Genomic DNA, 25,918 nt, shown 5'->3' with positions numbered 1-25,918 from the left:
ACGATCGAGACAGGCGAAGGCGTACGCAGCGTGGCGCGCGCAACGGCAGAGGTGGACGCATGAACGCGCGGCCCGACAAGAACCGACTGAACGACGCAGAGCCGGTTGCCAAGCCGGGCGACACGGTTGCGCCGTCCGCGCCGGCAGCCGAACCCGCCGCCGAAGCGGCCACTCCGGAGCCCGGGGCTGCCAAACCGACCGCGCCCGAAACGACGCAGCCGGAGGCGCCGAAGAAGCGCCGCCGTCCGCTCCGCAAGCTCATGATCGTCGCGCTGCCGCTCGCACTCGTGCTGGGCGGCGCCTATTACTGGGTCACCGGCGGACGCTACCTCAACACCGAGGACGCCTACGTCCAGCAGGACCGCGTCACGGTGATGCCGCAGGTGAGCGGCCAGATCGCCACCGTCGCCGTCGCCGAGAACCAGACGGTGGAGGCCGGCGCGCTGCTCTTCACCATCGACGATGCCGTCTACCGCAATGCCGTCGAGCAGGATCAGGCCAATCTGGAATCGGCCCGGCTCGATGTGGAAAAGCTGAAGGCCGCCTACGCCCAGGCGGTGTCGGAGGCCGCGACCGCGCGCGACGCGCTGGAAAATGCCCAGACCCGGAACGATCGCCAGCAGACGCTGGTGAAGAAGGGCATCGTCAGCCAGTCCTCCCTCGACGATGCGGACCTGCAGCTGCGCCAGGCGCGCGGCGCGCTGTCGTCGGCCGAAAGCCAGGTCCTGGCTGCCAAGGCGGCGTTGGCCGGCAATCCCGACATCGCCACCGACAGGCATCCGGCCGTCCTCAAGGCGCTGGCGCAGCTCCATGCTGCCGAGCTGGATCTGGCCCATACGCGAGTGACGGCGCCGGAGCCCGGCGTGATCAGCCAGACCGACCGGCTGCAGGAAGGCCAGTACGTGACCCCGGCCTCCTCGGTGATGAGCCTGGTGGAGACCCGCGACAGCTGGATCGAGGCCAATTACAAGGAAACCGAGCTGACCGACATGCGTGTCGGCCAGCCGGTGGATGTCGAGCTCGATACCTATCCGGATCACGTGCTGCACGCGACGGTCGGCTCGATCGGTGCCGGCACTGGCTCGGAATTCGCCCTCCTGCCGGCCCAGAATGCCACCGGCAACTGGGTGAAGGTGGTGCAGCGCATTCCCGTGCGAATTCATATCGAGGCGGCCGACGACATGCCGGCCCTGCGCGCCGGCATGAGCGCCAGCGTGACAGTGGATACCGGCCGGTCGCGAGGCGTGCCCGACTTCATGAAGTCCACCGTTGCGGCGCTCGGCCTCGACCGCTATCTGCCGGCCGGCACCGCCGTTGCCGCGACCCGGCCTGGCGGGACGGCACCGGACGTGGTCGCCAGCGACGCCACCGCCAGGGAAGGGGCCACCGCCGGCATGGCGACGACCCCGGCACGATGAGCGCCGCGGCGGCGCCGGCCGCCGCCGGCCCCGACGGTGTCGTCGCCCACAAGGGCCTGATCACCGTCTCGATCATGCTGGCGACGATCATGCAGGTGCTCGACACCACGATCGCCAATGTCGCTCTGCCCAACATGCAGGGCTCGCTGGGCGCCGCCCAGGACCAGATCACCTGGGTGCTGACCTCCTACATCGTTGCGGCGGCGATCATGACGCCGGTGACCGGCTGGCTGTCCGACCGGATGGGCCTGCGCGAATTGTTCATCGCCTCGGCCGCCGGCTTCGTCGTCGCCTCCATGGCCTGCGGCTTTGCGACCAGCCTCAACGAGATGATCGTCTTTCGGCTGTTCCAGGGCCTGTGCGGCGCGGCACTGGTGCCGCTGTCGCAGACCGTGCTCCTGAACATCAACACCCGTGAACAGCACGGTTCCGCCATGGCGATCTGGGGCGCCGGCATCATGGTCGGCCCGATCGTCGGCCCGACGCTGGGCGGCTGGCTGACCGAGACCTTCAACTGGCGCTGGGTGTTCTTCGTCAATCTGCCGATCGGCATGCTGGCGCTGGCCGGCATGATCCTGTTCCTGCCGAAGACGCCCAAGCGCCGGCGCGGCTTCGACTTCTTCGGCTTCGCCATGCTGTCGCTGTTCATCGGCGCCTTGCAGATGTTCCTCGACCGCGGCGAGCAGGTGGACTGGTTCGCCTCGCCCGAATGCTGGATCGAGCTCGGCCTCGCCGTCTCGGGACTGTGGGCCTTCGTCCTGCACATCACCGGCCGCGAAGGCGCCTTCATCGACCCGAAGATCTTCACCGACCGCAATCTGGTGATGGCGCTGGTGATGATCTTCGTCGTCGGCATGATCCTGCTCGCCGGTCTCGCCCTCTTGCCGCCGATGCTGCAAAACATTCTCGGCTATCCGGTGGTGACGACGGGGCTCGTCCTGGCGCCGCGCGGTGTCGGTACGATGATCTCGATGATCGTCGTCGGCCGGCTGATCGGCAAGGTCGACACGCGGCTTCTGATCTTCACCGGCCTGATGTTGACGGCGTTGTCGCTCTACCAGATGAGCGGCTTCTCGATCATGATGAATTCGACGCCGATCATCGTCTCCGGCGTCGTCCAGGGGCTCGGTCTCGGCCTCGTTTTCGTGCCGCTGTCGACGCTGGCCTTCGCGACACTGGCGCCGCAGTTCCGGCCGGACGCCGCCTCGCTGTTCAGCCTGCTGCGCAATATCGGCTCGTCGGTCGGTATCTCCATCGTCTCGGTGGAGCTCGCCCACAACATCGTCATCAACCGCGCCGAACTCGTCGGAGGGCTGAACCCGTTCAACCCCAACTTCACCAGTGCGGTCGGCGCCATGGGCCTCGACCAGACGACGACGCTCGCCCTTCTGAACCAGCAGGTCCAGGCGCAGGCGGCGATGATCGCCTATGTCGACGACTTCAAGCTGATGATGATCATCACGCTCTGCGCCGTGCCTCTGCTGCTCTTCATGCGTCGGCCCGGGGCGAGCGCCGGCGCGACCGGGCATGCCCCGGCGATGGAGTAGAGGCCTCGGGGAGGGGCGTGCGTCAGCCGACCGGAGGCGACAATCTGCCGTTCCGCCGGCACGGCATGTTCCATTTCGCCATCCAGGACCCCGATCTGGAAGGCTTTCTGGCGAAAATCGTCGCGGCGGGCGGTCGCCAGCGCGTGCCGGTGCGCGAATATGTCCCCGGCGAGAAGCCCTGCCGCATGGTCTATGTCGAGGATTCCTTCGGCATCGTCTTCGAGATCTGCAGCCACAGCCACGAGCTGACCTGTTCGGCGGGCGCCTACGCCTGATCGGGCCGACCGTCCGGTCCGCTCGGCACAAGCAGGCAGGCATCGTTTCCGGCAGTGCCGGCCTGTACCGTTAGCGCGCGCCAACCGCGTGCCTGTCCGCCCGCGGATGAACGGTGCGTCGGGATTGCGTTCGACGATCGGGACCACAGCTTAGGCGCATCACGGGACGCCAGACGTCCCGACCGACATTGCCGATGCCGGCCGACGCCGTGGTTCGCCACCGTCGGCCGTTGTCGTCGGCGGTCGCGGGCGAGAGCCCCGACCGACCCATATTATCCGGAAGGACACCATGACCCAGTCGACCGAAGTCAATCGCCGCTATGTGCTGGCCGAACGCCCAAAGGGCGAGCCGAACGACGACACGCTGCGCCTGGAAACGGTCGCACGGCCGGAAGCCGGCGCCGGGCAGATGCTCCTGCGCAACGAATACCTGTCCCTCGACCCCTATATGCGCGGCCGCATGAGCGACGCGCCGTCCTATGCCGCGCCGGTGGAGATCGGCGAGGTCATGGTGGGCGGCACCGTCGCGCAGGTTGTCACGTCGAATGTCGACGGCTTTGCCGAGGGTGACTGGGTGGTCGCCTTCGGCGGCTGGCAGGATTACGCCCTGTCCGACGGCAAGGGCGTCATCAACATGGGCAAGGATCCCGAGAACCCGTCCTGGGCGCTCGGCGTTCTCGGCATGCCGGGCCTCACCGCCTGGGCCGGCCTGACGCAGATCGGCGCCCCGAAGCCGGGTGAGACGCTGGTCGTCGCCGGTGCCAGCGGTCCGGTCGGCGCGACCGTCGGGCAGATCGGCAAGATCCTCGGCTGCCGCGTCATCGGCATCGCCGGCGGGGCGGAAAAATGCGCCCATGTGGTGGAGACGCTCGGCTTCGACGCCTGCGTTGACTACAAGGCCGACGGCTTCGCCGACGCCCTGAAGGACGCAGCGGCCGACGGCATCGACATCTATTTCGAGAATGTCGGCGGGGCGGTCTTCGACGCCGTGCTGCCGCTGCTCAACCCCTCGGCCCGCATCCCGGTGTGCGGCCTGATCTCCCAGTACAACGCCACCTCGCTGCCCGACGGCCCGGACCGGATGAACTATCTGATGGGCCAGATCCTGCGCAAGCGCATGACCATGCGCGGCTTCATCGTCTTCGACGATTTCGGCCATCTCTACCCGCAATTCGCCGAACAGATGGGCGCTTGGGTGAAGGACGGGAAGATCCGCTACCGCGAGGAGATGATCTCCGGGCTGGAACAGGCGCCGGGCGCGTTCATTGGCCTCCTGAAGGGTGAAGCGTTCGGCAAGCGCGTCATCCACCTCGCTGACTGAAACCGACACATTCGAAGGGTACCAACCATGAAAATTCTGATGGTTCTGACGTCGCATGACCAGCTCGGCGACACCGGCAAGAAGACCGGCTTCTGGCTCGAGGAATTCGCCGCGCCCTACTACGTCTTCAAGGACGCCGGCGCCGACGTCGCGCTGGCCTCGCCGAAGGGCGGCCAGCCGCCGCTCGATCCGATGAGCGATTCCGAGGACGCTCAGACCGACGCGACCAGGCGCTTCAAGCTCGACAAGGCGGCGCAGCAGGATCTGGCGAGCACCCAGGTTCTCTCCTCGGTCGATGCCGACGGTTTCGACGCGATCTTCTTTCCCGGCGGCCACGGCCCGCTCTGGGACCTTGCCGAGGACGCCGACAGCCGCCGGCTGATCGAAACCTTCGCCCGAAGCGACCGTCCGGTGGGCGCGGTCTGCCACGCGCCGGCCGTCTTCCGTCACACCCAGACCGCCGACGGCAAGCCGCTGGTCGCGGGCCGCACCGTGACCGGCTTCACCAATACCGAGGAAGAGGGCGTCGGCCTGACCGACGTCGTGCCGTTCCTCGTCCAGGACATGCTGACCGCCAATGGCGGCGAGTACCAGAAGGGCGACGACTGGGCATCCTTCGTGGTCACCGACGGCAAGCTGGTCACCGGCCAGAACCCTGCTTCCTCGGAAGAGGCTGCGCGCAAGCTGCTGACCTTCCTCTGAGCCTGAACGGGGCGCCCTGCGGCGCCTCCGATACGTTGAAGCAAGGCGGAGGCAGCCCCGGTTGCCTCCGCCTTTGGCTGTCCGCTGCCTTCAAGTCGCCCGCCGACCGGAGGGGCCGCTGTCACGTCGCGGCACGCAGCCCGATATCCTCGCGTTCGACCAGTCCCGCGGCTGCAAGCCCGGCGCAATAGCGATCGAGAAGCGCCCCGTTCATGAAGCGCAGCGCGTCGCGCACGGTCGCGATGGTCGTGCCGGGACGGCTGGCCGTGAAGCGGTCCAGCGCCAGGCGCGCATCCGCCTCCTGGCCGCAGGCGCCGAGAAAGGCCGCCAGATCGCGATGCGGCCAGGTCATGCCCGGCTTTTCTGCCAGCGCCCGCCGCGTCCAGCGAGCGGCCTCCTCGGGCCGGTCCGAGGCGAAATGCGCCAGGCCGATGCCGATGAACGAGTTGAAGGCGAACGGGTCGAGCGGCGACAGGCGCAGCGACCGCTCGAAGCAGGCAAAGGCGTCGTCCGGCTGGCCGGCATAGACGCGGGCGAAGCCCCGCCGCGTCCAGGCCCAGGCGTGGTTGACGTCGAGATCCAGCGCCCGGTCCAGCAGCGCGTTCGCCCGCTCCAGATCCGCCTCGATCAGCATGGTGGCGGTGGCCACGGCGGTAAGGGCCAGGGGGTCGTCGTCGATGCGGCCCGGCGTGCGGTCCAGAAGCGCCCGGCCGCGCGTCCGCTGCTCGCCGATATCGTTTGCCCAGTTATAGGCGATGTGCTGGGCATGGGCCCAGGCGCCGATCGCCGCCGCGCGTCCGTTGTCCGGCTCCAGCGCCAGGGCCTCGTCGATCAGCCCGATGGCGAGGTCGTTCTCGTCGTGGCGGTGCGCCCACAGATGCGGCAGCGCCTGCATGACGAGGTCGTAAGCGACGAGATTGTCCGGCGGCCGGCGCCGGGCGCGTTCGATCTCGGCGCGGCGGATGGTCGGATGCAGCGCGCCGGAGACGGTCTCGGCGATGTAGTCCTGGACCTGGAAGAGATCGTCGATCTCCGCGTCGATCCGTTCGCTCCAGATCTGCAGCGCGGTCTCGCCATCCACCAGATGCAGCGACACGCGCATGCGCCGGTCGGAAAAACGCACGCTGCCCTGCAGGATGTAGCGCACGCCGAGCTCGGCGGCGATTTCCTTCGCTCCCAGGGACTTGCCCCGGTAGGTGGCGGCGGACTGGCGGGCGATGACGAGAAATTCGCGGACCCGGGCGAGGCTGGCGGTGACCTCCTCCACCATGCCGTCGATGAAATTGTTGCGTCCCGGATCGCCGCTGAGATTGTCGAAGGGCATGACCGCCACCGACGGCTGGGTGTGCGGATCGGGGACCGCGATGCGGCGCGCCCGACTGGCGCTGATCACCTTGGGCGTCCACACCCAGATCGGCTCGTGCCGGGCGTAGCCCTTCAGTTCGCAGGGACCGATGCCGGTGAAATAGAGATCGGTCTTGCCCTGCAGATATTCGAACACGCCGCGGCTGATGGCCATGCCGCCGGCCGGTGAGATCTGCTGCACGCGGGTTGCCAGCACCACGCCTTCGCCGAAGCGGTCGTGCTCGGTGACGACGACGTCGCCGATCACGATGCCGATCCGCACCGGCAGCGCCGGCCTGTGCGCCTGCCGGTCGGCGAGCAGCGCTCGCTGGAAGCGCGCCGCCCACTGGACGGCGTTCACGGCGCTGCCGAATTCGATGAGCACGCCATCGCCACTGGTCTTGAAGATGTCGCCGCCGAACTCGCCGACGGTGGGGCGCACGAACCGCTTGTAGGCGCGTTCGACCGCGGCGAGGGCTGCGGTTTCGTCAGCCTCGACCAGACCGGAAAAGCCTTCGACATCCAGTGACAGGATGGCTGCAAGCCGGCGCAGGGGCGTCATGGTCGACGCGTTTCCTATTGGAGCGAACGGCTGCGTTTTACCAGACTTGCGGAAGGCCGGCCAATGGAAAACTCAGCCCGGCTGACGGCCAGCCGAACCGGCACGCCGATGCCGCCCGGCCCGCAAACCTCAGTCGCCGACCGCCACGCCCTCGCGGCGCGGGTCGGCCCCGCCTTCCAGCCCGTCCGCCGTGATGGCGATGCCGTGCAGGCCGGAATCGAGATCGGTCTCGTTCACCGCGAAGCCGAGATCGCGCAGCGGCGCGGCCAAGGCCGTGGCGCGGGTGCCGGCCTCGACGTCGAATGTGCCGAAGCGATTGACCAGATGCGGCATGGCGATGGCCTGCTGCACGTCCATCTCCCAGTCGAGCATGGCGATCAGCGCCTGCGCCACATAGCCGATGATCCGGCTGCCGCCGGGCGAGCCGATGGCGACCACCGGCGCGCCGTCGCGCATGACGATGGTCGGCGCCATGGACGAGCGGGGCCGCTTGCCCGGCGCCACCGCATTGGCGATGACATACCCCTCCGCGTCATGGGTGGCGAAGGAGAAGTCGGTCAGTTCGTTGTTCAGCAGGAAGCCGCCGGTCATCAGCCGCGAGCCGAAGCCGTTCTCGATGGTCGTCGTCATGGAGACGACGTTGCCGTCCGGATCGACGATGGCGAAATGACTGGTGGACGGCAGCTCGATGGCCATGTCGTCGCCCAGCAGCATGGCGTGGTCCCAGGGCGGCATGCCGGGGGCGACCGCATCGTCTGCCAGCGCGCCATCGCCGGACAGGAGCGCGGACCGCCCTGCCAGATAGTCGGCATCGAGCAGGCCCCGCTGCGGCATCGGCACGAAGTCGCTGTCGGCCATGTAGCGGCCGCGATCAGCGAAGGCGAGGCGCGAGGCATCGCCGATCAGGCGCCAGGCTTTGGCGCTGTCGGGGCCGAGGGCGGCCATGTCGTGGGGCGCCAGCACGCCGAGGATCTGGCCGATGGTCAGCGCGCCGGAGGAGGGCGGTCCCATGCCGCAGACATCGGCGCTGCGATAGACGACGCAGACCGGCTCGCGCTCGACGATGGCGTAACTGGCAAGATCGGCCGGCGCGAGCACACCGGGATTGCCCTCGGCGTTCCGCACCGTATCGACGATGCCTTGCGCCACCGGGCCCTCGTAGAAGCCGTCCGCGCCCTTCTCCGCGATCGCCGCCAGCGTGTCGGCATAGGCGGCATTCGTCAGGATGGTCCCGACCGGCAACGCGGCGTCATCGGCGCCGAAGAAATAGCCCTTGGTGCCGGGATAGAGCGACAGCCGCTCGGCATCCTCGGCGATCAGCTCGTGGAGCCGGGGAGAGACGGCGAAACCCTCGCGGGCAAGATCGATCGCCGGCTGCACGATTGCAGCCCAGGGGAGCTTGCCGTAGCGCTCATGGGTGTCGAACAGCAGCCGCACCGTGCCGGGCGTGCCGACCGAGCGGCCGCCGACGACGGCGTCGTAGAAGGCGAGCGGCTCGCCGGCCGCGTCGAGGAAGAGTTTCGGCGTCGCCGCCGCCGGCGCGGTCTCGCGGCCGTCGAAGGTGGTCAGCCGGCCGGCCTCGGCGTCGAAATAGACCAGGAAGGCGCCGCCGCCGATCCCCGAGGATTGCGGCTCGACCAGGCCGAGCACGAGCTGCGTCGTCACCATGGCGTCGATGGCGTTGCCGCCGTCGCGCAGGATGGCGAGACCGGCTTCCGCCGCCAGCGGGTTGGCCGCCGCCACCATCTGCCGCTCGGCCTGCACCAGCGCCTTGGCGGCGGCCTCGGTCGCGATCTCCGGCTGGACGCGATCGGCGGCCTGCTCCTGGGCGACGGCCGATCCGGTGATGGCAAGACAGACGCCGAGCCACAGCCCGGCAAGCGGTAAACGACGCATGGCGCGATCCTCCCGATGATCCCGAAGGCTACCGCGCCGCGAAGCGGGGTGGAAGGTGGGTTTGGGAGGTGAGTGCGGGGTGACGGCGCGAGGATGAGGTCGGCGCGGGCGGCGGAACCCAAACGTCAGCAGCGGTGGCGGCGTTTGGCATGGGTCCTCGGGTCAAGCCCGAGCAACTGTGTGAGTATGCGTCAAGGGGTGGCTGGGCGCGGCTGATATTCTCCGGTTCGGATTGCCACGTTGAGCGTGACGAGGAGCTTGCGGGCGATGGCGATCAGGCTGAGCTTTGCTGGTTTGCCGGCGGTCGTCATGGTGGCGAAGAGGGCCTTCCACGGCGTTGTTCGCACGGCGGCGAGCGCCGCCATGTAGAGGGCGTCGCGCACGCGCTTGCGGCCACCCTGGACGCAGCGTCTGCCGCGCAGCAGGCCGGAGTCCCGGGCAATGGGGGCAAGCCCCGCCAGGGCGGCGATCGCCCGGCGGCTGACGCGGCCGAGTTCGGGCAGGCTGGCCAGCAGCACCGAAGCGGCGACCGGCCCGATGCCGGGAGCTGCGCGCAGCACGCGGCGCTGGCGGGCCAAAGCGGCATCGGCCGCGACCGTCGCCTCGATGCGGCGCTCGATGGTGCGGATCTGCGCGTCGAGGAGGGCGATCACCGCGAGGAGACTTTCGGCGATGCACGGCTCGCTCATGGTCCGCAACCGCACCCGCTCGGCCTTGCGCATTGCGACGAGCTGGTCGCGGCGGCTGACCAAGCCCTGCAGCGCCAGCCGCGCGGGCGCCACCTTCTCCGTCGGCCGCAGCGCCAGAGCCGTGCCGTAAAGGGCCAGCATGCGGGCATCGACCGCATCGGTCTTGGCCAGAAGGCCGGCCGACCGGGCGAAGTCGCGGGCGCGGCGGGGATTGGCCCGGTGGAACACCAGGCCCGCCGCCTCCAGGGCACGGATCAGCGGCTGGTCGAACGGCGCGGTGGCCTCGATCACGACGAAAGCCTGCCGCCTTGCCGCCAAGGCCGTCACGGCAGCGATCCCGTCGGCATCGTTGGTCAGGCGTCTGGCCCGCCCTTCGGGATGAGCAAAGACGTCGAGATGCGCTCCAGAGATATCGATACCCAGCACGGTCCGGTCTATCATCATAAGTCCCATCCTTGTCCTGCGGGCTCGGCGCTGTCACGCCGGCCCCGGCAACTGTTCGGGGTGGATGACGAAAGGCGGGCGGCGAACCTTGCTCGGGCACGGTCTCCAACGACCAAGGATGACACGGTGCGCTGCCCGCCGATCAGCCTCTCCAATTGCAAGAGGCCGTCAACAGACAAGGATGACGACCTTGTTTGATGGGCATGCCTTGTCACGGATGTCGACGGCAAGCCGTCCCCACCCCGACGCGCGTCATCCTTGGGCTTGACCCGAGGACCCATGCCTCAGCGTTGACGCTTGTATCGCCTCAAGAGAATATCGGCCGGCCCTTCGTGTTGGCCGACAGACCAGCCCGCTACAGCGCGGCGAGGCCGCCGTTTTCAGCGAGGGCTTCCAGATGGTGGTCGGCGTCGCCGAAGGCGAGGTCGATCATGGCGAGGCGCTTCATGTGGTGGCCGACCTCGTATTCCATGGTGACGCCGACGCCGCCGTGAAGCTGCACGGCGCTTTCGCGGATGAACTTGGCCGAACGGCCGATCTGCACCTTGGCGGCGGAGATCGCCTCGCGCCGGGTGGCGGCGTCGGGCTCGGAGGCATTCATCGTGGCGTAGAGCATCATCGAGCGGGCCTGCTCCAGCGCCATGTACATCTCGGCGCCGCGATGCTGCAGCACCTGGAAGCCGCCGATCGGCACGCCGAACTGCTTGCGCTCCTTCAGATAGGCGATGGTCAGATCGTGCATGCGCTGCATCGACCCGACGGCCTCGGCGCAGAGCGCGGCGATGGTCTCGTCGACCACCCGCTCGACGATCGGCAACGCGCCCGACGGATCGCCGAGGACCTTGTCGGCGGGCACCGACACGCCGTCGAAGGTGAGTTCAGCGGCCCGCATGCCGTCCTGTGTCGGGTAGCCCCGGCGCGACAGACCTTGCGCATCGGCGGGCACCAGGAACAGGCCGAGGCCCGAGCGGTCGCCGGCAGCCCCGCCGGTGCGGGCGAGGACGACGAAGCCGTCGGCGCTGTCGCCATGCAACACCAGCGACTTCTCGCCGGTCAGCGTGTAGCCGTCACCGGACGGCGTCGCCGCCATGGCCGCGGCGGCCGGATCGTAGCGCATGGCCCGCTCGGCAAAAGCAAAGGCGAGGCGGGTCGAGCCGTCGGCAAGGCCCGGCACCCATGCGGCGCGCTGTGCGGCCGATCCGGCATGGCGGATGGCGCCGCCGGCCATCACCACCGAGGCGAGATAGGGCTCCACCACCAGCCCGCGGCCGAAGGCCTCCATAATGATCATCGTCTCCACCGGACCACCGCCGAAGCCGCCATCGTCCTCGGCGAAGGGCACCGCCGTCAGGCCGAGCTCGGCGAAGGCGGACCACATGGCCGGGCTGAAGCCGGGCTCCTCGGCACGGTAGCGCCCGCGCTGTTCGAAGCCGTAGCGGTCCTGGATCAGCCGCTCGACCGAATCGCGGATCATGGTCTGTTCGTCGGAAAGGTCGAAATCCATTTCAGGGCGTCCTGCTGCTGGCGGGGCCGGCGGCGCGATCGCGCGCCCAGGCCGGCGAATGAGGGAAGGCGAAGGCCGGCGCGGTGGGCGCCGGCGCGATCAGAGGCCGAGGATCGCCTTGGCGATGATGCTCTTCTGGATCTCGTTGGAGCCGCCGTAGATCGACACCTTGCGGTAGTTGAAATAGGCGGGCGCTAGCGAGGCAGCGTAGTCCGGCCCGACCGGCGGCTCGTTGCGGCCATCCTCGCGCTCCGGCTCGTAGGGCAGGGCATAGGGGCCGATCGCCTCCATCAGGAGTTCGGTCGTCGCCTGCTGCAGCTCCGAGCCCTTGATCTTCAGGATCGAGGAGGCGGGATCGGGCTTGCCGTCATGGCCGCGCTTGGCCTCGGCCGAAACGACGCGCAGCTGGGTCATCTCCAGCGCCTTCAGCTCCACCTCGACGGCGGCGACCTTCTCGCGGAAGCGACGGTTCTCCCAGACCGGGGTCTGGCCGGCAAACTCCAGCCGGGCGATCTCCTTCAGGCGGCGGATCCGCTCCTTGGAGCCGCCGACCCGGGCGATGCCGACGCGCTCGTGGCCGAGCAGGAACTTGGCGTAGTCCCAGCCCTTGTTCTCCTCGCCGACGAGGTTCTCGACCGGGACGCGCACGTCGTCGAAGAACACCTCGTTGACCTCGTGGCCGCCGTCGATGGTCTGGATCGGCCGCACGGTGACGCCGGGCGTCGTCATGTCGATGAGCAGGAAGGAAATGCCCATCTGCTTCTTCGGTGCGTCGGGATCGGTGCGCACCAGGCAGAAGATCCAGTCGGCATGCTGGCCGAGGGTCGTCCAGGTCTTCTGGCCGTTGACGACGTAATGGTCGCCATCGCGCACGGCGCGGGTCGTCAGGCTGGCGAGGTCGGAGCCGGCGCCCGGCTCGGAGAAGCCCTGGCACCACCAGTCGTCGAGATTGGCGATGCGCGGCAGGTACTTCGCCTTCTGGGTGTCGTTGCCGAAGGTGTAGATCACCGGGGCGACCATGTTGTGGCCGAAGGGCAGCATCTGGGGCGCCGGTGCCTGCTGCATCTCGTCCTGGAAGATATACTGCTCGATCGGCTTCCAGCCGGTGCCGCCATGTTCGACCGGCCAGTGGGGCACCGACCAGCCCTTGGCGTTGAGGATGCGGGTCCAGCGCACCATGCCGTCCTTCGACACGTGGCGGCCGTCGCGCAGGGCCGCCGTCACGTCGTCCGGCACGTTCTCGCGGATGAAGCTGCGGACCTCGTTGCGGAACGCGACCTCTTCGTCGGTGAAGCGAAGGTCCATCTGTGTCCATCCTTGTCGGTAAGGGCGATGCGGGGCAGGTGGAACCGCTGCGGGCTTCGCTTCCGGCTCTCTCGTGGAGCAGAACCGACCCTGCGATCCCCGTCCCGAATTCCGCATCGTGGAATTCGGTTTTGCAATTGCCGCAAGGTAGAAATCGCCCTAGCCTCTGTCAACGACGACGCGGCGCTCCCGTCCGGGCAGTTTGCCGCCCCCCGCAACCCCGGCTGCCTTCTCCGCGAGGCCCGGCCCGCCAGCTATTCCAGGACAGTTTCATGACGACAATCAATCCCGCCACGACGCTGGACGTCGAGGGAGAGATCGCAGTGCTGACGCTCGACAACCCGCCGGTCAACGCGCTGTCGCACATCCTGCGCGAAGGCGTCGCGGCAGGGCTCGAGGCAGCCGCCGCGGACCCGGCGGTCAAGGCCATCGTCCTGATCTGCGCCGGTCGCACATTCATCGCCGGGGCCGACATCAAGGAGTTCGGCAAGCCGATCGCAGCGCCCACCCTGCAGGACCTGCAGGACCGGATCGAAGCGCTCGACAAGCCGGTGATCGCGGCGCTGCACGGCACGGCGCTCGGTGGCGGGCTGGAGCTGGCGCTGGCCTGCCATTACCGGATCGCCTCGCCCTCGGCCAAGGTCGGCCTGCCCGAGATCAAGCTGGGCATCATCCCCGGCGCCGGCGGCACCCAGCGGCTGCCGCGGCTGGTGGGCCTGCCCCGCGCCCTCGACATGATCCTCACCGGCACGCCGGTCGGCGCCGCGAGCGCAGTGACCCTCGGCATCGTCGACGAGCTGGCGGCCGGCGACCTGCGCGCCGAGGCGCTGCGCTTTGCCAATGCGATCGTCACCGAAGGCCGGCCGCTGCGCCGGATCCGGGACGAGGCGCAGCGTCTCGACGGCGAGAATGTTGACGCCGCCCTGGAGGGTGCACGCGAGCGCCATGGCCGCAAGATGCGCGGCTACGAGAGCTTCGAGAGGGCGATGGACGCCGTTGCCAATGCAGCGCGCCTGCCCTTCGACGAAGGCCTGGCCCGCGAGCGCGAGATCTTCGTCGAACTCTTGGGCGGCACCCAGTCCAAGGCCCAGCGCTATGTCTTCGGCGCCACCCGGGCCGTCGCCAAGATCGCCGACATTCCCGCCGACACGCCGACGCGCAAAATCGGCCGCGTCGGCATTATCGGCGCCGGCACCATGGGCGGCGGCATCGCCATGAAATTCCTGTCGGCGGGCATTCCCGTCACCATCATCGAGCAGGCCCAGGAGGCCCTCGACCGCGGCACCGGCACCATCGCGAAGAACTACGCCGCCTCGGTCCGGCGTGGCCGCATCCGCGCGGAGGACGCCGAAAAGGCCAATGCCCTCCTGACGCCGTCGCTGGAATTCGACGATCTGGCCGATTGCGACCTGATCATCGAGGCGGCCTTCGAGGAGATGGCGGTCAAGAAGGAGATCTTCGCGCGACTCGACGCCATCGCCAGGGATGGCGCGATCCTCGCCTCCAACACCTCCTATCTCGACATCGACGAGATCGCGTCGGTGACGAAGCGGCCGGCCGACGTGCTCGGCATGCACTTTTTCTCGCCCGCCAACATCATGAAGCTGCTGGAGGTCGTGCGCGGCCGCGAGACGGCGAAGGACGTCATCGCCACGGCGATGAAGATCGGCCGCGACATCGGCAAGACGGCCGTGCTCGTCGGCGTCTGCCACGGCTTCGTCGGCAACCGCATGCTGTCGGCCCGCCAGCGCGAGGCCAACAAGCTGATCCTGGAAGGCGCGATGCCCTGGGACGTCGACCGGGTGCTGACCGATTTCGGCCTGCCGATGGGGCCGTTCCAGATGGCCGATCTCGCCGGGCTCGATCTGGGCTGGAACCGCGAGACGTCGAAGGGCGAAACCATCCGCGAACGGCTCTGCGAGGCCGATCGCCGTGGCCAGAAGACCTCGGCCGGGTTCTATGACTATGACGAGAACCGCAAGGGCTCGCCCTCGGCCATGGTCGAGGAGATCATCCTCATAAAGTCGCGCGAAGAGGGCTTCGAGCGCCGCGCCATCGGCGACGACGAGATCCTCGAACGGCTGGTCTATCCGATGATCAACGAGGGCGCGAAGATCCTCGACGAGGGGATCGCCCAGCGCGCCTCGGACATCGATGTGGTCTGGATCAACGGCTATGGCTGGCCGGTCTATCGCGGCGGGCCGATGTTCACCGCCGACACGATCGGACCCGACGTGATCCTCGACAAGATGCGCGAATTCGAGGCCCGCTTCGGCGAGGACTTCGCGCCTGCACCGATGCTGGAGCGGATCGCGCGCGAGGGCGGCTCCTTCACCGGCGCCGCCTGAGAACGCGGCAAAGGGCCCGGCGATGCGCAGGCGGGATGCGGACGGCACGGCAGGGGGACCAGCGCTTGAGGACGATCCCGGCATGGTCACCGCGCTGGTGCGCGGCCTCGACGTCCTGCGGTCGTTCCGCCGCGACGACGGCGCGCTCGGCAATCAGGAGATCGCCCGGCGCACCGGGCTGCCCAAGGCGACCGTGTCGCGCCTCACCTACACGCTGAGCCGTCTCGGCTATCTCGTGCATCTGCCCGAATCGGCGAATTACCGGCTGGGGCCGGGCGCGCTCGCCCTCGGCTTCGCCACGCTCGGCTCGCTCGGGGTGCGCGACGTGGCGCGGCCCTTCATGCAGGCGCTGGCCGACGAGACCCAGTGCTCGGTCGCGCTGGCGACCCGCGACGGCATGGCGATGCTCTATGTCGAGGCCTGCCGGGGATCAAGCGCCATCCGCGTCGATCTCGACGTCGGCAGCCATCTGAAGCTCGCGACCTCGGCCATCGGACGGGCCTATCTCGCCGGCCTGCCGGACCGAGATCGCGCCGATTTGATGGCGAAGCTGGCGGCCCGCGAGGGCGAGGCCTGGCCGGCGATGGAGGCGGGGATCGCCGCGGCGCTCAAGGATTTCCGGGCGCTGGGCTTCGTCGTCTCGGCCGGCGACTGGAAGCGCGAGGTCAACGCCGTCGGCGTGCCGCTGGCCATCGGTACCGGCGGTCTCGCCTTCGCGCTGAATTGCGGCGGGCCGGCCTTCGCGCTGCCGGCCGAGCGGCTGCGCAGCGACGTCGGGCCGAAGCTGAAGCGCACGGCGCAAGCGGTGCGCGGCGCGCTGGGACTGTAGCCTCGCCGCGCCGCCGGCTTGTGCGATGCGCATAGGAAAATCGTCGCGCATGGGACGAAGTCCCTTTTCCTTCCAGCGCGATGGCAATAGGTTTCGCCGCAATCCGCGTCGGTTTTGGGCACCGGACCGGTCGGTCACACTCAATGGGAGACCCCGATCGTGGCAGCACGCATCATCAGCTTCATCGTCGCGCTTTTTGTCCTGCCGGGACTGGCCCTCGCGCATGGCCCGACCCGCCAGAAGGCGAGCGAAACCGTCACGATCGACGCGGCGCCGGACAAGGTCTGGGCCAAGATCGCCGAGTTCGGCGACATGTCCTGGCATCCGCGCATCGCCATGACCGACGCCCCCAAGGGCAACGAGAAGGGCTCGATCCGCACTCTCGGCTTCACCGACGGCGGCATGATGGAAGAAGAGCTGTCGAAATACGACGCGACCAAGATGAGCTACTCGACCTTCATCGGCCATGTGAATGTCGACCTGCTGCCGGCGACGAACTACTCCTCCACCATCACCGTCAAGCCGGCCAAGGACGGCGCCGGATCCGAGGTGCAGTGGCGCGCCGCCTTCTATCGCGGCTATCCGAACAACGATCCGCCGGCCGAGCTCAACGACGAAGCCGCCGTGGAAGGGGTCACCGCCTATATCCGCGAGGGTCTCGAAAATCTGAAGGCGACCGTCGAATCGGGCTCCTGATGCCGCGCGTCGCAGCGAGCGGGGCGAAAGCGGCCTTCGTCGCCGCGCTGCTCTGGTCGCTGCCGGCCGCGGCCGGCGACATCGCCTATGTCACCAGCCAGGAGGCGGGGGAACTCGCCTTTGTCGATCTCGAGGCCATGGCGGTGACGAAGACCATCGCCGTGACCGGCAAGCCGGCGGGGATCGCGGTTTCCAGCGATGGCCGCCGCGCCTATGTCTCAAGGCCCGAGGACAAGGCGATCAGCATCGTCGACACCGCAAGCGGCGAGACGATCGGCGAGATCGCCACCGGCGGTGGGCCGCTCGGCATTGCGGTGCATCCGTCCGGTGCGCCGGTCTATGTCGCCGACTGGTTTTCCCATTCGCTGCTGGTTCTCGATCCCGGGACGCGCAAGGTGGTGGGGTCCTTCGAAACCGGAGAATCGCCTTCCGGCGTCGCCGTCAGCGCCGACGGCAAGGTGATCGTCACCGCCGACCGGGATTCCAACCAGGTCTCCTTCATCGACACGGAGACCGGCGCGGCGATCGCCCGCGTTGCGGTCGGCGAGCGGCCCTTCGGCGTGACCATCTCGCCGGATGGCAAGCGGGTCTATGCCGCCAATGTCGGCAGCGACGACGTCAGCATCATCGACATGGCGACCCACGCGGTCAGGTCCACGGTCCCGGTCGGCTCGCACCCCTATGCGGTGGCCGAAAGCCGCGGCAAGGTGTTCGTCACCGACCAGTATGGCAGCACCGTCACCGTCTTCGATGCGGTGACCGGCACGCGTCTGGAGCAACTGGAAACCGGCGAATATCCCGAAGGCATCGATGTCGGCAGCGACGGGCGATTCGTCTATGTCGCCAACTGGTTCGACAACACGCTGTCGAAGATCGATGCCGGCACGCTGGAGGTGGTCGGCAGCGTCGAGGTCGGCGACGGCCCGCGCGCCTTCGGCGAGTTCATCGGCAAGGCGCCCTGACGATATCACATCATGGCCAGACTCTTGCGCCAGATTCCTGCGCGAAGGAGACATGCCATGACGGACAATCGCTATGGCGGCATCGCTTTCGGTGCCGCAATCGGAACCGGATTGGGGGCGCTGCTGGGCGCCTTCGTCCTGGACAATGTGGCGCTCGGCATCGCCGTCGGGATCGCGATCGGGGCCGGCTTCGGCAATACGATCGGGCGGCATTTCTAGCGCGGCGGCAGTGCTGCGACGCCGGGCTCGCTATGGCGACCGGGAGGGGCCGTCACCGCATGACGCAGCACCGCGCAGACGGAAGCGGATCGCCGGCCGACAAACAGAGACATGGCAATCGGGAGGAACGATGATGGGACGACGGAACGCTGTGACGCGAGGGCTGGCAAAGGCGGCTGCCGCCGCTGGCCTGATCGCATTTGCGCCCCTGCCGGCCGCCGCGCAGTCGCCGCAGCCGCAGGACATGGTCGTTGGCGAAGCCGGTTCCGCCAGGGTGCCGGTGATGGGTAGCGTGCCGAATGCCGCCACTGCCGATTATCCGACGACCGCTACGGCCGACTACGTGTTCGGCTGCATGTCGAGCAACGGCAACACCCGCACGGCGCTGGAACAGTGTTCCTGCTCCTTCGATGTGGTCGCGACGCTGCTGCCCTATCAGCGCTATGTCGACGCCTCGACCTATCTGTCGATGGGACAGGTCACCGGCGAGAAGGGCGTGCTGTTCCGCTCCAGCGCCGACGCCAAGGCGACGGTCGCCGACCTGCGCCGGGCTCAGGCCGAAGCCGAGATCCGCTGCTTCAACTGACGGCGAGGCCTGCCTTCACCCGTTGGGCAGGCGGTCCGGAAGGACCGGCGCGCCAGGCGCCGGGATCAGGCCGCGATCAGGACTGGCCGGCGGTGAAAGTCTGCTCGAAGACATTGCCCTCGGTATCGGTGGCCTTGGCGTGGAACGGCAGCGCCGGATCGCCCGCATAGTCGAAGCGGAAGCTCGGATCTTCCGAGATCGAGATGCCGCCGGTCATCGAGAACAGCGGCTCGCCGCCATGGGTGACGGCCAGCTCCGACACGAAATGCGCCGGGATGTAGAGCAGCGTCACCTGATCCTTCTGCAGTCCGGAATTGTTCGGGTGGCGGATCATCAGCTGCGCCTCGTGGCGGGCCGTGTCTGTTGCGTCCTCGGCCGCCGCGAACTGCCGCAGCTTCATCTGGCCCATCTGGCGGGCCGCGACTTCCGGGTCCTTGGCCGCCGGCGCCGCACAGCCGCCCGCCGCCTTCACGAACTGCTTCGTTACATAGAGCGTGCCGTCCGCCGCCTCGGCCACGGCGTGGATGTCGGTATAGGCATTCACCCGCACGCGGGTGGACAGCTCGGTCAGGCCGGCGCCTGGCGCGATCTCGAAGGTCGCCGCCACCGGGGCGGGATTTTCGTCGATGACGAGGGTGACGCGGCGGATGTCGCGGGCCGGATCGAGAGTCAGCTTGACCGGCACGATGGCCGGGTCGGTCGCCCGGGCCGGCGCCTCCAGCGTGATCGCGTCACTGCCCTCGACCAGTTCGCGGTCGCCGAAGAGGTCACCCTTCAGGCCCGGCCAGGCCGAATCTGCCGCTGCCGCGATCTCTTCCGGCGATGCCGCCCATGCAGTGCTGCCGGCGGAAAGGGCGCCGAAGGCCGCGGCCAGTCCGAGCGTCACGACGCCGCCGAGCCGGGCCGCGCGGCCTGCTCTGGTCGCGGATGTCGGATGCGGCAACGCTCCGAATAGAGCCTTCGGCATGAGAACCTCCCGGTTATATCCTGCGAGTGCCCGTTCGCCTGCGGTCAATCTGACTGTCGGTGGTCCCAACGGCAAGGCCAGCACCGATCAACACTTGACGATCAGCGCCCGCCGGGCGCCGTCACTCCCATTCGAGCTCGGCAAAGCCGGCGGTGGCGTTGCGGGCGTTGAAGGCGTCGAACACCTTCCATCGGTCGGCCGCGCCCGCGCCCGCCGACTCCACCGCCTCGGCCAGTGGCACGCCGGCGGCGATGGCGGCGCGCAGGTCGGCGGCCAGGGCCTCGAGATAGGCGGTCTCGGCATCGAGTGCCTGCGGCCACGGCGCGCTGGCGGGGCCATGGCCGGGCACCACCCGCTCGGCGGGCAGGTCCCGAAGGTCGGCGATCCGGGCGAGCCAGCCCTTCAGCGAGCCATCCAGCACCGGCACATGCGCCATGAACACCAGATCACCGGCAAACAGCGTGGCGGTCTGTTCGTCGAAGACGGTCAGGTCGTTGTCCGTATGGGCCGTCGGCCAGGCGCGCAGTTCGAGGACGCGTCCGCCGAGATCGAGGCGGCGCGTGCCGGCCACCGTCTCGTCGGGCAGGGTGACAGTGACCGCCTCCGCCGCTTCGGGGCCGAGCTGTTCGCGCATCGACAATTTGTAGTGCTCGGCGCGTGCCCCGAGCGCGGCCGGCAGCTTGGCGTGGCCGACGATCGTCGCGCCGGTTGCGGCGAACACCTGGTTTCCGAACACATGGTCGGGATGCATGTGCGTATTGATCAGATAGCGGACCGGCTTGTCGGTCACGGCGCGGATGGCCGCCAGCGCGGCCTCGCCATCGGCAACGCTGCCGCCGCTGTCGATCATCGCAACGGAATCCGCGCCGACGATGAAGCCGAGATTGGCGATGGCGCCGTGATTGTCCGGCGTGGTTTCGGCGACGAGCCCGGCCCGCACATGGATGCCCGGCGCGATCTCCTTGAAGCCGGGTGCCGATTCGCCGGCGGCGGGCAGGGCCGCACCAAGGCACAGCATCCAGGCAAGGAACGTGGTCGGCAGCCGGCGCAGGGCGGAAGTCAGGGTACAAGTCATCCCGGTATCAGGCACGCGCCCATGCCACAGGGCAAGTGTGACGCCGCTTCAACTGGACGTGACGCGGCGGTCTCCGCCTGGCGGCTCGGTGGCCGCGCCCAACGATAAACCGTGCCCATGCGCCGTTGATCGCAGCGCCGAGCGAGATGATTCCAGCGTTTCGACCATTGGCAGTCCTGCCACTTTAGTATCAAGCGTGAATTGCTGCCGGGATGGAACGTCAATCCCCGATCGGATTGCAGAACATCCCGGCGGCCCTGCGGCGCCTCGTCGCGACTTTCGCCGTCCCGGACAGTATAAGGCGTCAAGATATCGGTATTTCGTTGGCTTGTCGGTCGAGTGGCGAGATGATCGCAGCGCCTTCACTGCAATGCACCCAGGAAATGCTGCGGCGCACACAGGAAAAGTGGCATTCGGCGCTTGCGCAGGAAAATTTCCCGAACTAGCATCCTTCCATGGTTTCCGGCTTCAAGGTCGCAGTGTTGGGAGCGCTGCGAATCTCGAAGGCCACGGTAGGGCGTTGATCAACGGTGCCCACCAAGACCCCTATTGGCGGTCGTGACACGCTGCCGGAAACCTTCCCCCGACGCTACCGATGGTTCGACGTATGTCGGCAATCCTGCCGCCAGCCGTCGCCGGCACAGTTCCTTGGGAGGACAGTGAATGTTGAAGCTCATCACGAAGGCTGCACTTGCATCCAGCCTGCTCGTTGGTATCGGGGGCACCGCCTCCGCCAACGATAAACTGCAGGAACTGCAGGGCGATGCCGCGCAGTGGGTCATGCCGACCGGCAACTACGCCAACCAGCGCTATTCGACGCTCGACAAGATCAACAAGGACAATGTCGGCGACATGGTCCCGGCCTGGACCTTCTCGACCGGCGTGCTGCGCGGTCACGAGGGCAACCCGCTGGTCGTCGGCGACACGATGTATGTCCACACCCCGTTCCCCAACATGGTCTATGCCCTCGATCTGTCCGACGACGGCTCGATCATGTGGAAGTATGAGCCGAAGCAGGATCCCAACGTCATTCCGGTGATGTGCTGCGACACCGTCAACCGCGGCGTCGCCTATGCGCCGGCGCAGGGTGACGGCGGCAAGGACCTGGTCATCCTCCATCAGGCCGATACCACCGTGGTGGCGCTTGACGCCAAGACCGGCGAGCAGGTCTGGTCCGTCCAGAACGGCGACGCGTCGAAGGGCGAGACCGGCACGGCCGCGCCGATGGTCTTCAAGGACAAGGTGCTGATCGGCATTTCCGGTGGCGAGTTCGGCGTACGCGGTTCCGTGACCGCCTACAATCTCTCCGACGGCACCCAGGCATGGCGTGCCTATTCGACCGGTCCGGACGACGAGATGCTGTTCGATCCCGAGAAGACCACGGCTCTCGGCGAGCCGGTGGGCGCCGATTCCTCGCTCAACAGCTGGGAAGGCGACCAGTGGCAGATCGGCGGCGGCACCACCTGGGGCTGGTTCGCCTATGATCCGGACCTGAACCTGATCTACTACGGCACCGGCAACCCCTCGACCTGGAACCCGGCCCAGCGCCCGGGCGACAACAAATGGTCGATGACCATCATGGCCCGCGATGCCGACACCGGCATGGCCAAGTGGGTCTACCAGATGACCCCGCATGACGAGTGGGACTTCGACGGCGTCAACGAGATGATCCTCGCGGACATCGACGTCGACGGTTCCGAGCGCAAGGCGCTCGTCCACTTCGACCGCAACGGCTTCGCCTACACCCTCGACCGCGAGACCGGCGAGCTGCTGGTGGCCAAGAAGTACGACCCGGCCGTCAACTGGGCGACGGAAGTCGTCATGGACAAGGAGTCCGATCAGTACGGCCGTCCGCAGGTGGTCGCCGAATACTCGACCGAGCAGAACGGCGAAGACGTGAACTCGACCGGCATCTGCCCGGCCGCGCTCGGCACCAAGGACCAGCAGCCGGCGGCCTATTCGCCGGAGACCAAGCTGTTCTACGTGCCGACCAACCATGTCTGCATGGACTACGAGCCGTTCCGCGTGGCCTACACCGCCGGACAGCCTTACGTCGGGGCGACCCTGTCGATGTACCCGGCGCCGAACAGCCATGGCGGCATGGGCAACTTCATCGCCTGGGACGCCGGCAAGGGTGAGATCGTCTGGTCGCTGCCCGAGCAGTTCTCGGTGTGGTCCGGCGCTCTGGCGACCGCGGGCGACATCGTCTTCTACGGCACGCTCGAGGGTTACCTGAAGGCGGTGAACGCGCAGACGGGCGAGGAACTTTACAAGTTCAAGACCCCGTCGGGCATCATCGGGAACGTGATGACCTACGAGAACGACGGCAAGCAGTATGTCGGCATCCTGTCCGGCATTGGTGGCTGGGCCGGCATCGGCCTGGCGGCGGGCCTCACCGATCCCAACGCCGGTCTCGGCGCGGTCGGCGGCTATGCGGCCCTGTCCAAGTACACCGCGCTCGGTGGTCAGCTGACGGTCTTCACCGTCCCGGACCAGACCGCGAGCAAGTAAGCTGACAAGGGGCCTCGCTCTGAACAGGGCGGGGCCCTCCGCATGACTGGAGGGCCCGTCGTCAGGCATCGACCTCGACCTCGGGCCTTCGCTTTTGGGAGGGGAGGGTGCGCGACATCCGCGCGCATCGTCCGAAGCTCGGGCCGCTTGAGTGGCCCGGTTGTCAACATGAGGCCTTGAATGAACAGCAAGTTGATCGCGATCATGGGCGCCGCCCTCCTGTCGGCCAGCACCCTGGCCATCGCGCAGGACAGTGGCACCACGGTCGTTCCCGCTGGCGAAGCGGCGCCTGCCGCAGCAGCGCCGGCCGCGGAGACAGGCGGTGCCGCCGCGGCGACCGCAACGGCCGCGCCCGCCGCCGCCGACAAGGCCCCCGAGGCGGCTGCCGCCGAGACGGCCCCGGCCAGCGGCGATGCCGAAATGGCATCCGCCGAGCACATGAAGCCCGACGCCCATCCGTCCAAGGATACGGCCACCGAAGGCAATGCGCCGACGGAAGGCGATCTCGGCAAGAATGCCGATCCGGCCGGCAACCCGACCTATGTCGTCGCACCCGACGGCAAGGTCGATTGGTACGCTTGGCGCGGCTACAAGAAATACATGGCCAATTGCATGCAGTGCCACGGCCCGGATGGCATGGGCTCGTCCTTCGCCCCCAATCTGACGGAGTCCCTGCAGGACCTGACCTATTACGATTATGCCGGCATCGTCGTCGGCGGCCAGCAGAACAAATGGAGCGCCGGCAACTCCATCATGCCGGCATGGGGCGAGGATCCCAACGTGATGTGCTCGCTGGACTCGATCTACATCTACCTGCGGGGCCGCGCCGACGGCACCATCGAGCGGGGCGAGCCCAAGCGGATCGCCAACAACAAGGAGGCCCAGCAGGAAGAGTACGACTGTCTGGGATTTTAAGGCATGACAGCAGTGTCGAGGACATCTGCCGGCATCGCGAGCGTTCTGGCGCTCGCGATGTCGTTTCCGGCGGTGGCGCAGGATCGCGAGTTCGGTGGCGAGATCGAACTCGTCGATCCGAACGTCCTGCGGGTCTGCGCCGACCCGAACAACATGCCCTTCTCCAACCAGGCCGAACAGGGCATGGAGCAGGCGATCGCCGAGCTTCTGGCCGACAAGCTCGACCGCGAGTCCGTGAGCTATTCCTACTTCCCGCAGGCCACCGGCTTCGTGCGGATGACGCTTGGGTCCAATCTCTGCGACGTGATCATCAGCTACCCGCAGGGTGACGAGCTCGTCCAGAACACCAACGCCTATTACCGCACCTCCTACGCGCTGGTCTATCCGAAGAGCGGCGACCTCGCGGGGGTCACGACGACCGCCGACCCCAAGCTCAAGGACAAGCGGATCGGCATCGTCGCCGGCACGCCGCCGGCCACCTATCTGGCCCGCGCCGGGCTGATCGGCCGGGCCAAGCCCTACCAACTGATGATCGACACGCGGGTCGACAATTCCGCCAAGGCGATGATCGACGATCTCGGCACCGGCGACATCGACGCGGCCGTGCTCTGGGGCCCGATGGCCGGCTATTATGCCAAGCGCGCCGATGCCGACTATACCGTCGTGCCGCTGGTGGCCGAAGGTCCGGGCCCGGCCCTGGCCTATCGCATCACCATGGGCGTGCGGGCCTCCGACCAGGAATGGAAGCGCACGCTCAACCGGGCGATCCGCGACTATCAGGGCGAGATCAACGAGATCCTGCTGGCCTATGGCGTGCCGCTGCTCGACGAGGCGGATCAGCCGATCCTGTCGCAATCCGGCAAGACCGCCCAGGACCTGCCGCTGCCGCAGAAGGCGCAGGCTGCCGGCGTGACGGCTCCCGCTGACGCGACGGACACCGCGGCCAACCCCGAGCCGAAGGGGTGACCCGCCCAGGCCCGGCCATGCGGCGGATCATCCCGGCGCTGGCCTGGCTTGTGCTGGCGGTCGGCGGTGTGGTCCTCTCGGGCCACGGTCCGGGTGGCTCTGCCGCCCAAGCGCAAACGGCGGCAGTGGACGGCGTCGCGGTCCCGGAGCCCGAAGACTACCGCACCGAAGCCTATCGGGCACCGGTGCCCGCGACCCTTGTCGGCGGCACCGTCATCGATACCGAGACGGCCGAGCGACTGCATGGCGAGGGGGTCGCCTTCATCGATGTGCTGCCCCGTCCGCCACGGCCGGACCTGCCGGCAGGCACCTTGTGGCGCGAACGCCCCCGCAACGACATTCCGGGCTCGCTCTGGCTGGTGGATACCGGCTATGGCGCGCTGACGCCGGCAATGGAGGCCTATCTTCTCGACGGCCTCGCCACGGCGACCGGGCGCGACAAGACCCGCCCGCTCGTCATCTATTGCGATCGCGATTGCTGGATGAGCTACAACGCCGCCAAGCGTGCGATCCGCGCCGGCTATGAGGCCGTTTACTGGTATCCCGACGGCGTTCAGGGCTGGGCCGAGGCGGGCAACGATCTGGCCGCCAACCAGCCGGAGCCGCGACCGGACGAGTAGCGTCGCAAGCGGTTGCCCGCCGGGTCTAGCGGCCGGTCAGAAGCGCCGGCGGGTCCTGCGCACGAAGATGTAGCCGGCGACGCCCGCCGCGACGATCGCGACCAGCACGAACAGGACCAGCATCGCCGCCGCGCCGAGAAGCGCGCCGAACGTGTCCCAGAAACCGATCTGGGCAATCAGGATGGCGATCAGGACGATCAGCAGGAGCGGCATGGCG

The 25,918-nt window shown here is 68.0% G+C and carries 23 protein-coding genes; 15 read left to right on the top strand and 8 right to left on the bottom strand.

The window, feature by feature from the left end; translation table 11 throughout:
* Nucleotides 1-59: 59 nt before the first annotated feature.
* The 5 genes from SI859A1_RS16860 (at nt 60) to SI859A1_RS16840 (ending at nt 5,263) form a co-directional block, all read left to right on the top strand.
* Complete coding sequence (locus SI859A1_RS16860; RefSeq protein WP_081451427.1) at nt 60-1,418, top strand: HlyD family secretion protein; 1,359 nt, start codon at nt 60-62, stop codon at nt 1,416-1,418.
* Entirely contained in the window at nt 1,415-2,965 is a 1,551-nt protein-coding gene (locus SI859A1_RS16855; protein ID WP_009210901.1) for a DHA2 family efflux MFS transporter permease subunit, read from the top strand. Before SI859A1_RS16860 ends, SI859A1_RS16855 begins: the two co-directional genes overlap by 4 nt.
* A 17-nt stretch (nt 2,966-2,982) precedes the next feature.
* Entirely contained in the window at nt 2,983-3,240 is a 258-nt protein-coding gene (locus tag SI859A1_RS16850; RefSeq protein ID WP_244401053.1) for a VOC family protein, read from the top strand.
* A 289-nt stretch (nt 3,241-3,529) separates the two neighbouring features.
* Complete coding sequence (locus SI859A1_RS16845) at nt 3,530-4,561, top strand: NADPH-dependent curcumin/dihydrocurcumin reductase (RefSeq protein WP_009210900.1); 1,032 nt, start codon at nt 3,530-3,532, stop codon at nt 4,559-4,561.
* Between the two features lie 27 nt (nt 4,562-4,588).
* Nucleotides 4,589-5,263 carry a type 1 glutamine amidotransferase domain-containing protein gene (locus tag SI859A1_RS16840; RefSeq protein ID WP_009210899.1) on the top strand — a complete coding sequence of 225 codons (675 nt, stop codon included), beginning with the start codon at nt 4,589-4,591 and terminating at the stop codon, nt 5,261-5,263.
* 121 nt (nt 5,264-5,384) lie between these two features.
* Here SI859A1_RS16840 and SI859A1_RS16835 read toward each other — a convergent pair whose 3' ends face one another.
* From SI859A1_RS16835 to pimC, 5 genes are all read right to left on the bottom strand, one after another.
* Entirely contained in the window at nt 5,385-7,169 is a 1,785-nt protein-coding gene (locus SI859A1_RS16835) for an adenylate/guanylate cyclase domain-containing protein (RefSeq protein WP_009210898.1), read from the bottom strand.
* A gap of 129 nt (nt 7,170-7,298) precedes the next feature.
* Nucleotides 7,299-9,065 carry a gamma-glutamyltransferase gene (gene ggt, locus SI859A1_RS16830; RefSeq protein ID WP_009210897.1) on the bottom strand — a complete coding sequence of 589 codons (1,767 nt, stop codon included), beginning with the start codon at nt 9,063-9,065 and terminating at the stop codon, nt 7,299-7,301.
* A 191-nt stretch (nt 9,066-9,256) separates the two neighbouring features.
* On the bottom strand, nt 9,257-10,198 hold the full coding sequence (locus SI859A1_RS16825; protein WP_040325081.1) for an IS110 family RNA-guided transposase: 942 nt from the start codon (nt 10,196-10,198) through the stop codon (nt 9,257-9,259).
* 355 nt (nt 10,199-10,553) lie between these two features.
* Nucleotides 10,554-11,702: an acyl-CoA dehydrogenase family protein gene (locus SI859A1_RS16820; RefSeq protein ID WP_009210896.1), complete on the bottom strand. Its 1,149-nt coding sequence runs from the start codon at nt 11,700-11,702 to the stop codon at nt 10,554-10,556.
* 99 nt (nt 11,703-11,801) lie between these two features.
* Complete coding sequence (gene pimC, locus SI859A1_RS16815; RefSeq protein WP_009210895.1) at nt 11,802-13,007, bottom strand: pimeloyl-CoA dehydrogenase large subunit; 1,206 nt, start codon at nt 13,005-13,007, stop codon at nt 11,802-11,804.
* A 272-nt stretch (nt 13,008-13,279) separates the two neighbouring features.
* Between pimC and SI859A1_RS16810 the strand changes: the two genes are divergently transcribed.
* The 6 genes from SI859A1_RS16810 (at nt 13,280) to SI859A1_RS16790 (ending at nt 18,647) form a co-directional block, all read left to right on the top strand.
* Nucleotides 13,280-15,355, top strand: a complete 2,076-nt coding sequence (locus SI859A1_RS16810) for a 3-hydroxyacyl-CoA dehydrogenase NAD-binding domain-containing protein (protein WP_009210894.1) — start codon at nt 13,280-13,282, stop codon at nt 15,353-15,355.
* A gap of 22 nt (nt 15,356-15,377) precedes the next feature.
* Nucleotides 15,378-16,184, top strand: a complete 807-nt coding sequence (locus tag SI859A1_RS16805) for an IclR family transcriptional regulator (RefSeq protein ID WP_009210893.1) — start codon at nt 15,378-15,380, stop codon at nt 16,182-16,184.
* A gap of 156 nt (nt 16,185-16,340) precedes the next feature.
* Nucleotides 16,341-16,880: an SRPBCC family protein gene (locus SI859A1_RS16800; RefSeq protein ID WP_040326686.1), complete on the top strand. Its 540-nt coding sequence runs from the start codon at nt 16,341-16,343 to the stop codon at nt 16,878-16,880.
* Nucleotides 16,880-17,842 (top strand): YVTN family beta-propeller repeat protein, encoded by a 963-nt coding sequence (locus SI859A1_RS16795; protein ID WP_009210891.1) that lies wholly within the window; start codon nt 16,880-16,882, stop codon nt 17,840-17,842. The genes SI859A1_RS16800 and SI859A1_RS16795 overlap by 1 nt, the downstream gene beginning before the upstream one ends.
* Before the next feature lie 57 nt (nt 17,843-17,899).
* On the top strand, nt 17,900-18,061 hold the full coding sequence (locus SI859A1_RS21885) for a hypothetical protein (protein WP_085931402.1): 162 nt from the start codon (nt 17,900-17,902) through the stop codon (nt 18,059-18,061).
* A gap of 283 nt (nt 18,062-18,344) precedes the next feature.
* Nucleotides 18,345-18,647, top strand: a complete 303-nt coding sequence (locus SI859A1_RS16790) for a hypothetical protein (RefSeq protein ID WP_244401175.1) — start codon at nt 18,345-18,347, stop codon at nt 18,645-18,647.
* Nucleotides 18,648-18,723: 76 nt separating this feature from the next.
* On the opposite strand, the gene SI859A1_RS16785 is transcribed toward SI859A1_RS16790, so the two are convergent.
* Nucleotides 18,724-19,614 carry a quinoprotein dehydrogenase-associated SoxYZ-like carrier gene (locus tag SI859A1_RS16785; protein ID WP_081451425.1) on the bottom strand — a complete coding sequence of 297 codons (891 nt, stop codon included), beginning with the start codon at nt 19,612-19,614 and terminating at the stop codon, nt 18,724-18,726.
* Nucleotides 19,615-19,735: 121 nt separating this feature from the next.
* Complete coding sequence (locus SI859A1_RS16780; protein WP_081451424.1) at nt 19,736-20,689, bottom strand: quinoprotein relay system zinc metallohydrolase 2; 954 nt, start codon at nt 20,687-20,689, stop codon at nt 19,736-19,738.
* 663 nt (nt 20,690-21,352) lie between these two features.
* On the opposite strand from SI859A1_RS16780, the gene SI859A1_RS16775 reads away from it, so the two are divergent.
* The 4 genes from SI859A1_RS16775 to SI859A1_RS16760 all read left to right on the top strand — a co-directional run bounded on the left by SI859A1_RS16775 (nt 21,353) and on the right by SI859A1_RS16760 (nt 25,701).
* Nucleotides 21,353-23,200, top strand: a complete 1,848-nt coding sequence (locus SI859A1_RS16775) for a methanol/ethanol family PQQ-dependent dehydrogenase (protein WP_009210887.1) — start codon at nt 21,353-21,355, stop codon at nt 23,198-23,200.
* A gap of 180 nt (nt 23,201-23,380) precedes the next feature.
* On the top strand, nt 23,381-24,115 hold the full coding sequence (locus SI859A1_RS16770; RefSeq protein WP_148233880.1) for a c-type cytochrome: 735 nt from the start codon (nt 23,381-23,383) through the stop codon (nt 24,113-24,115).
* Between the two features lie 3 nt (nt 24,116-24,118).
* Nucleotides 24,119-25,081 carry a substrate-binding domain-containing protein gene (locus tag SI859A1_RS16765; RefSeq protein ID WP_009210885.1) on the top strand — a complete coding sequence of 321 codons (963 nt, stop codon included), beginning with the start codon at nt 24,119-24,121 and terminating at the stop codon, nt 25,079-25,081.
* Between the two features lie 17 nt (nt 25,082-25,098).
* A complete protein-coding gene (locus SI859A1_RS16760; RefSeq protein ID WP_081451423.1) occupies nt 25,099-25,701 on the top strand; it encodes a rhodanese-like domain-containing protein in 603 nt (200 codons plus the stop codon).
* 36 nt (nt 25,702-25,737) lie between these two features.
* On the opposite strand, the gene SI859A1_RS21880 is transcribed toward SI859A1_RS16760, so the two are convergent.
* Nucleotides 25,738-25,914: a hypothetical protein gene (locus SI859A1_RS21880; protein WP_192847177.1), complete on the bottom strand. Its 177-nt coding sequence runs from the start codon at nt 25,912-25,914 to the stop codon at nt 25,738-25,740.
* Nucleotides 25,915-25,918 lie beyond the last annotated feature (4 nt).

Source organism: Aurantimonas manganoxydans SI85-9A1 (assembly GCF_000153465.1).
Classification (GTDB): domain Bacteria; phylum Pseudomonadota; class Alphaproteobacteria; order Rhizobiales; family Rhizobiaceae; genus Aurantimonas; species Aurantimonas manganoxydans.
The sequence above is the reverse complement of the archived record's forward strand: the minus strand, read 5'-3'. Positions and strand labels throughout refer to the sequence as shown.

Excerpts from the sequence above, each read along its gene's own strand:
- SI859A1_RS16860 (WP_081451427.1), top strand. The coding sequence starts at position 60 with ATGAACGCGCGGCCCGACAAGAACCGACTGAACGACGCAGAGCCGGTT.
- SI859A1_RS16855 (WP_009210901.1), top strand. The coding sequence starts at position 1,415 with ATGAGCGCCGCGGCGGCGCCGGCCGCCGCCGGCCCCGACGGTGTCGTC.
- SI859A1_RS16845 (WP_009210900.1), top strand. The coding sequence starts at position 3,530 with ATGACCCAGTCGACCGAAGTCAATCGCCGCTATGTGCTGGCCGAACGC.
- SI859A1_RS16840 (WP_009210899.1), top strand. The coding sequence starts at position 4,589 with ATGAAAATTCTGATGGTTCTGACGTCGCATGACCAGCTCGGCGACACC.
- SI859A1_RS16835 (WP_009210898.1), bottom strand. The coding sequence starts at position 7,169 with ATGACGCCCCTGCGCCGGCTTGCAGCCATCCTGTCACTGGATGTCGAA.
- ggt (WP_009210897.1), bottom strand. The coding sequence starts at position 9,065 with ATGCGTCGTTTACCGCTTGCCGGGCTGTGGCTCGGCGTCTGTCTTGCC.
- SI859A1_RS16825 (WP_040325081.1), bottom strand. The coding sequence starts at position 10,198 with ATGATGATAGACCGGACCGTGCTGGGTATCGATATCTCTGGAGCGCAT.
- SI859A1_RS16820 (WP_009210896.1), bottom strand. The coding sequence starts at position 11,702 with ATGGATTTCGACCTTTCCGACGAACAGACCATGATCCGCGATTCGGTC.
- pimC (WP_009210895.1), bottom strand. The coding sequence starts at position 13,007 with ATGGACCTTCGCTTCACCGACGAAGAGGTCGCGTTCCGCAACGAGGTC.
- SI859A1_RS16810 (WP_009210894.1), top strand. The coding sequence starts at position 13,280 with ATGACGACAATCAATCCCGCCACGACGCTGGACGTCGAGGGAGAGATC.
- SI859A1_RS16805 (WP_009210893.1), top strand. The coding sequence starts at position 15,378 with ATGCGCAGGCGGGATGCGGACGGCACGGCAGGGGGACCAGCGCTTGAG.
- SI859A1_RS16795 (WP_009210891.1), top strand. The coding sequence starts at position 16,880 with ATGCCGCGCGTCGCAGCGAGCGGGGCGAAAGCGGCCTTCGTCGCCGCG.
- SI859A1_RS21885 (WP_085931402.1), top strand. The coding sequence starts at position 17,900 with ATGACGGACAATCGCTATGGCGGCATCGCTTTCGGTGCCGCAATCGGA.
- SI859A1_RS16790 (WP_244401175.1), top strand. The coding sequence starts at position 18,345 with ATGGGTAGCGTGCCGAATGCCGCCACTGCCGATTATCCGACGACCGCT.
- SI859A1_RS16785 (WP_081451425.1), bottom strand. The coding sequence starts at position 19,614 with ATGCCGAAGGCTCTATTCGGAGCGTTGCCGCATCCGACATCCGCGACC.
- SI859A1_RS16780 (WP_081451424.1), bottom strand. The coding sequence starts at position 20,689 with ATGACTTGTACCCTGACTTCCGCCCTGCGCCGGCTGCCGACCACGTTC.
- SI859A1_RS16775 (WP_009210887.1), top strand. The coding sequence starts at position 21,353 with ATGTTGAAGCTCATCACGAAGGCTGCACTTGCATCCAGCCTGCTCGTT.
- SI859A1_RS16770 (WP_148233880.1), top strand. The coding sequence starts at position 23,381 with ATGAACAGCAAGTTGATCGCGATCATGGGCGCCGCCCTCCTGTCGGCC.
- SI859A1_RS16765 (WP_009210885.1), top strand. The coding sequence starts at position 24,119 with ATGACAGCAGTGTCGAGGACATCTGCCGGCATCGCGAGCGTTCTGGCG.
- SI859A1_RS16760 (WP_081451423.1), top strand. The coding sequence starts at position 25,099 with ATGCGGCGGATCATCCCGGCGCTGGCCTGGCTTGTGCTGGCGGTCGGC.
- SI859A1_RS21880 (WP_192847177.1), bottom strand. The coding sequence starts at position 25,914 with ATGCCGCTCCTGCTGATCGTCCTGATCGCCATCCTGATTGCCCAGATC.